At 63.3% G+C, this 6640-nt stretch carries 2 protein-coding genes; both read right to left on the bottom strand.

Annotated elements, in window-relative coordinates; genetic code table 11:
- Positions 1-956, bottom strand: a 956-nt coding sequence (locus RBI05_RS19110) for an AMP-binding protein (RefSeq protein ID WP_310552202.1), incomplete at its 3' end; no start/stop codon positions are given.
- A gap of 14 nt (positions 957-970) precedes the next feature.
- Positions 971-6640 (bottom strand): SDR family NAD(P)-dependent oxidoreductase (locus RBI05_RS19105; protein WP_310552201.1); only part of this gene is annotated, 5670 nt, incomplete at its 5' end.

Genomic DNA, 6640 nt, shown 5'->3' with positions numbered 1-6640 from the left:
GGCGGGAATCCGGCGGGGGCGAAGCGCTCGGCGAAGGCGGCAAGCGTGGAGGCGCGGACCGGCTCGGAGCCGTTGGCGGCGACGCGAAGGGAGGAGAGGTCCAGGGAAGCCGCGGCCTCGTCCGTGATTTTGTGCGCGCAGAGTTCATAGCCGAAGTTCGGGGCAGCCGTGAAGGTGCCCCGGTAGCGGGAGATCGCCTCCAGCCAGAGGATTGGGCGCTGGATGAAAGACACCGGGGCCATGAGCACGATGGAGGTTCCCAGGTAGAAGGCGGTCAGGATCATGCCGATCAGTCCCATATCATGGAACGCCGGCAGCCAGGATACAATGCGGTCATTCTCCGAGAGGTTCCACTGGGAACAGATCATATCGCAGTTGCAGAGCAGATTGTAATGGCTGACCATGACGCCCTTGGGCTGGCCGGTCGAACCGGACGTGTACTGCAGAAAAGCCAGGGTGTCGCCGGTCAGCGGCACCGGACGGAAGGCATCTTCCTGCGGCAGACCGCCGCGGTCGGTGGCCCGCCAGGCCAGCCCGGCCAGCCGGGGATGCTCGTCCAGCCCGCGGGAGACGCGTCCGAGAATATCCCCGGTGGTCAGCACGGCGCAGGCGTCGGCGTCGGCGACGATGGCCTGGAGACGGAGCAGATGCCGGTTCTGCTTGGGCGGATAGGCGGGGACGGCTACGACGCCGGCATAGAGACAGCCGAAGAAGGCGGCGATGAAGTCGAGTCCCGGCGGATAGAGCAGCAGAACCCGGTCGCCGGGAGAAGCGATCTTCTGAACCAGGGCGGCGACAGAGCGGCTGGCGCGGTCCAATTCGCCGTAGCTTAACCGCCCCGTCTCTGTGCCGTCGCCCGCAAGGAAGAAACAGGCGGGATGGTCGGCATGCCGGAGTGCTTGAAGGCCTACAACTTCCGCGAACGTAGAGGGTTCCCGGGAATGGTCGATGGTCATGGTAAGGGCAACTCCTATTCTTTGAGAGTAGAGGCGGATAACCGCCGGATAGGCCGTGTGGAATCGACCGTCATTTCATTCAGCAGGTTCGAGAAATCGCTGATCATGCGCCGGATCGTCCGCTCGTCGTACAGATCGCTGTTGTACTGCATCAGAATTCCCAGCCGTTCGTCCACCTCGGACATCATGAGAGCCAGGTCCCACATCGCGCCCTGCCATTGCAGCGGATACGATTCAAAAGTCAGCGAACCGGAGTTCATGAGCAGGCCGGGAAGGTTCAGCGCGAATGCGTCCAGCATGCCGGTGCGGTCCGTCTGCGCCTGCTGCCAGGTAAAGCTCGCCTGGAACAGCGGGGCGCGCGCCGGGTCGCGTTTCAGGCGGAGAAGCTGGACCAGCCGAGAGAACGGGAGCTCCTGATACTGGAGCGCTTCATTCACGCGGACATGGGCCGCATCGAGCGCATCATGGTACGTCATCCCCGGAGTGAACGTGCCGCGTATCGCCAGCATGTTGACAAAATAGCCGATCAGGCCTGCCAGATAAGCCTGATTGCGTCCCGCCACGGCGGTGCCGACGACCAGGTCTTCCTGACCTGTATACTGATGGAGCAGAGTCTGCCAGGCTCCGAGCAGCAGGGCATACAGCGTGGTTCCCCGCTCTTCCGCCAGCGCTTTGACCCGGATACTGAGGACAGGGTCCAGCACTTCCGAGCAGGAAGCGCCGGTGAAGGTCTGCACAGGCGGACGGGGGCGGTCGGTTGCAAGCCGCAGCACCGGGTCCGCTCCTTCCAGCTTGGCTGTCCAGTACGCGATAGACTCGGTGAACTCCCTCCCGGAGGCGCAGGCCTGCAAATAGGCGACATACGGACCGGAGACGGAAGGCATAGCCAGCGGCAGACCGATGCGCTCGGCTTCGTACAGTTCAAACAGCTCTTTGAAGAAAATCCAGAACGACCAGCCGTCCATAATGATGTGATGGAAGACCATCAGCATAATATGGTCTTCCGGCGAGCGGCTGAACAGGCATGCCCGCATCAGCGGCCCTGCGGCAAGGTCGAAAGGCCGGTTGGTCTCCTCTCTCAGACAGTTCTCGATTTCGGCTTCGCTCCAGCCCGATACATCCTCCGCCCGGAAGCTTAACGGGGCTTCGCTTGCGATGCGCTGCACCGGTTCTTTGCGCTCGGTTACAAAAGTAGTCCGCAGCGCCGGGTGCCGGCGGATCATTCCCTGAAGAGCACGGATCAGAGATTCCGGCTCCAGCGGACCGGGAATCCGGACCGCCTTGGGAATATGATAGGCGGCGCTTTCCGGGGAGAACTGATGCATGAACCAGAGCGAGAGCTGATTTGCGGTCAGCGGATGGCTTCGGCCGGTCAGCTCGGCTTCGGCCGCCTCCTCCGATAGGGCGGGTTCTTCCCGAACCGCGCCGTTTCCTTTTGGCAGTTCTGCGGCGATTCGGGCAGCCAGTTGACTGATGCCTTCCCCTTGCAGCAGAGCGGAGACAGGCAGAGAGACGCCGGTGTGATGCTCAATCCAGTTCTTCAATTCAATTGCCATTAGAGAATCCATCCCGAGACTGACGAGCGGCCGGGAGGAATGAAGCCGCTCCGGTGCGGTCCGCAGAATCCGGGCAATGGTTCCCCGAAGCTCGGCAGCTAGGAGGGAGGCGGCTTCATCTGCGGGGGCGGCAAGAAGCGTGCTTCTCAAGTGCCCGGCCGAAGCCGGACCTCCATGGCTGCTCTGTCCCGGCGTGAGCAGCAGGTCATGCAGGAGCGGCCAGGGTCCCGGATGGCTCTCCGCTGCCTTCGGCCAATCGGCCTCCAGGGCCAGAGCGTGAGCCGGACCGGATGCCAGCAGCCGCTGAAGAGCGGCGAGTCCCGTCTCGGGTTCCAGGGACAGGATCCCTTGACCCGAGAGGCGTCCGCCCCGGTCCGGCCGGGCGGCTCCGCCGACCTTGGCCCACGGCCCCCAGCCGATCGAGAGCGCCGGAAGTCCGCGGCGGCGGCGGGCCGAAGCCAAGGCGTCCAGATAGAAGTTGGCGGCCGCATAATTGGCCTGGCCGGGCGAACCCAGCGCCGAAGCGGCCGAAGAATACATAATGAAGAAATCGAGATCTTTATCCCGGCTGAGCCGGTCGAGGTTCCAGGCGGCGGCGGTCTTGGGCCGGAGCACATCGGAGAATTGACTCCAGTCCAGGTTGGCGAGCAAGCCGTCCGACAGCACCGCAGCCGCATGGACAATTCCGCGCAGCGGGGGAAGCTCGGCCTCCATCTGGTCAAAGAGAGTCTGCATCCGTTCCCCGTCTGCGGCGTCGGCCTGAACGGACAGACAGCGCACGCCTTGTTCAGTCCAGCGCTCCATCGCCTGAATCGTCTCAGAGCCTGCCGGCCGGCGGCCGGTCAGAACCAGGAACCGGGCGCCTTGCTGAACCAGCCAGTCTGCGGTCAGCAGTCCCAGACCGGTATTCCCGCCGGTAATCAGGTAAGAGCCGTCTTGGCGAACCGGGGATTTACCCGGATTCGGGTGAAGACGGACAGGCGCGCCGCCGAATTCAACGATGATTTTGCCGATATGTCTGGATGCTGTCATATAACGGAAGGCCTCATCTGCCCGGCTTGCCGGGAACGGCGTTGCGGGAAGCGGGGTCAGACGCCCTTGGCGGAACAGTTCCATGAGATCTTCCAGCATACGCCCGAGAAGCTCCGGCTGCTCGTCGCAGATGTAATAGAGCAGAATCGAGGCGTAGGTCAACGAGCGCTGGAACGGCAGCAGTCCGAGCCGGTGATTGTTGTAGATATCGGACACGCCAATCTCCAGGAAACGTCCGCCCAGCCGCAGCAGTTCCAGACTCTTCTCAATGGCTTCTCCCGCAAGGGAGTTCAGCACGACATCGATTCCTTCTCCCCGGGTGTCCCGGCGGATTTCCCGTGCAAAATCCAGAGTCCGGGAAGGGTAAACATGCTCTACGCCCAAGCTGCGCAGATAGTCGCGTTTCTCCGGAGTTCCGGCCGTCGCGAAGATTTCGGCTCCGGCCAGCTGCGACAATTGCAGGGCGGCCAAGCCGACGCCGCCGGAAGCGGAGTGAATAAGCACCCGGTCTCCCGGCTGAAGCCGGCCGATATGATACAGGGAATAGTAAGCCGTCAGAAAAGCGGCGGGAATGCCCGCAGCGTCAGCGAAGCTCATCTGCCCGGGTTTGCGGACAGTCAACAGAGCGGAGGCAATGACCCGCGAGCCCAGACTCCACGGGGCCAGTGCCACGACTTCGTCGCCTTCCCGGAAATTCTCGACTCCCGGTCCTACGGCTTCGACGATTCCGGAGCATTCCCAGCCGGGAACGTCCTTGCGGTCCGGGATGGGAAGCAGGTCCAGTACGTTCAGAACGTCTGTGAAATTCAATCCCGACGCGCGGACGCGGATGGCAAGTTCGACGGGACCCGGCTCGCGGCGCGGCATTTCCTGAAGCTGGAGATGATCGAAGCTGCCTCTTTGGGCGATTTTCAGATAAAAATCGTTCTCTCCGGCATCGGCCGCTGCCAGCGAATCCGGCGAGAAAGCTTCCGGCTGCCAGCGGACCAGCCTGGAGACCAGCCGCTGCCGGTTCCGATACGCAATGCGATTCTCGGAACCGCCGGCAAGAAGTTCCTGGGCGAGCCAAACGCCCGCACCTTCTAGATCTTCTTCCGGGTCCAGGTCCAACAGAACACAGGACAGAGCGGGAAGCTCCAGCGCGGCCGTGGCCCCCATTCCCCAGAGCGATGCCTGAAGCGGATTCGGAACGGTGATGCCTGCATCGCAGCCGCCGCGGGTTGCAATCCAGAGCCGCAGAGCGGCCGAATCCGCATTCAGGCAGCGCACCAGCTCCAGGACCGATTGGAGCAGGAACTGTTCTTGAGCGATTCGCTTCTCTCCATCGGTGAAGTCGGCTTCAGCTTCCGTTCCCCACAGATGCACGACCCCTGCCAAATCGCTGCCGCTGTGCCACCGTACCTGCTCCAGCAGCCGGGCATAATGCGCGGGATCGGCAGGGTTGATCCGATAACGATTGTTCCCCTCTTCGGCATAGTCTTCTCCGGGAAAAGCCAGATGGCAGATGTCCCCGCGCGACAACAATTCCCGGGCGGCAAGCTCCGCAATGCCAGGCCGGTCGGCGAGCAGCAGCCAGTGAACTGGCTGCTTTCGCGGAGAAGGCGCAAGTGCCGGCGAAGGCTGCCAATCCAGCCGGTACAGACAGTCGTCTGCAGCAGAGCCGGCTGCCAAAGCGAGACGCCGAACGCGAAGGCCTTCGGCGACGGCGACAAGCCGTCCATCCTCCGCACAGATTCGTACAGTACCGGCAGCTTCTTCGCCGGCCTGCTCTTCCAGCACGGCATAACTCCACAGAATGCCGTCATCCGGCGACTCCAGCAGAGTGAAGCGGTCCACTCCGACAGGTAAATACAATCCCTCTTCTTCTTGAAGGGTTCCGCCCATAGCCTGAAACGCGCTGTCCAGCAGCGCCGGATGAACGGCGTGCCGGGCGGCATTCGCCGCCCCCCGGGGAAGACGGATGGAGGCAAGCGCTTCCCGGTCGCCTCCGGCTAGCTGCTCCATGCCGCGGAACAGGGGCCCGTATTCTCCGCCTGCGAGACGGAGACGATCGTAGTGCTCCGCCACATCAAGCATTCGGTGATTCAGACGCTCCAGCACGGTGTCCGGCTGAAGAAGTTCCGGCGCAGATTCGGCTTCTGCGTCATGCTCGGAGCCGGTCTGACGGTATTCAATCGTTCCGTCCGCATGGGTCGTCCATTTCGCCTGCGGTTCGTCGGCGGGACGGCTGACAATCTCAAAAGAAGACTGGCCGTAGGACGGCGCAGAGACCAGCACCTGCACCCGTCTGGATTGCCCTTCCGGCAGAAGGAGCGCCTCCCGGAACCGGACGCCGGTGAGCTCGATCTTCGCCTGGTCCTGAATGCTGCGGCCGGCGGCGACGGCTATATCTAAGTAACCGGCAGCCGGGAATAACGGAATGCCTTTGGCGCAGTGATCCTGAAGGTACGGATGCCGGGCAGTATTCAGCACACTCTCCCAGACCCAATGACCCGTTGCGGCAAACACGGTGCCGCTCTCCAGATGGGGGTGCCGCTCCTCCGCAGTTCCCTGCGGCGATAAGGGGGACCAATCGGTCTCATTAACGCCGGACAGCTCGAACCAGTGGCGCTGCCGCTGCCACGGATAGAGGGGCAGCGACAATACCGGCCCGGCCGGGTAAAAGCTGCTCCAGAGCGGTTCCAATCCGGCGGCGTACAGCTCGCCGAGGCCTTCGAGCAGGACGGAAGCGTCCTCCTCGCCCCGGCGAAGCGAGGACAGCAGCAGCGGCTCCCGTTCCTCCGGGAAGTCGGCTTCTTCGCTGGAAGCAGGAGCCTCCAGCGAAGCCTGAACTTCACGGAAAGCAGAGGTATTACGAGAAGGGAGGTTTCCGCGAGAAGCAGCGCCACCGCGAGAAGCCAGGTCCTCGCCGGAAGCAGAGTCACCGCGAGAAGCCAGGTCCTCACCGGAAGCAGAGCCACCGCGAGAAGCCAGGTCCTCCGGCGCTTCGCCGGCAGCCGGGCTCTGGGAGGCAGGCTCCATGCCGCTGCCTTCCGGCTCGGCGGTCGCATCGCGCAGCGCCGACGACAGCACCGGATGCGGCCCGATCTCCAGATA

This window comes from Paenibacillus glufosinatiresistens (genome assembly GCF_031470375.1).
In the GTDB taxonomy this organism is placed as follows: Bacteria; Bacillota; Bacilli; order Paenibacillales; family Paenibacillaceae; genus Paenibacillus_AQ; species Paenibacillus_AQ glufosinatiresistens.
Note: the sequence above shows the minus strand (reverse complement) of the source record. Positions and strands in the feature narration are given on the sequence as shown.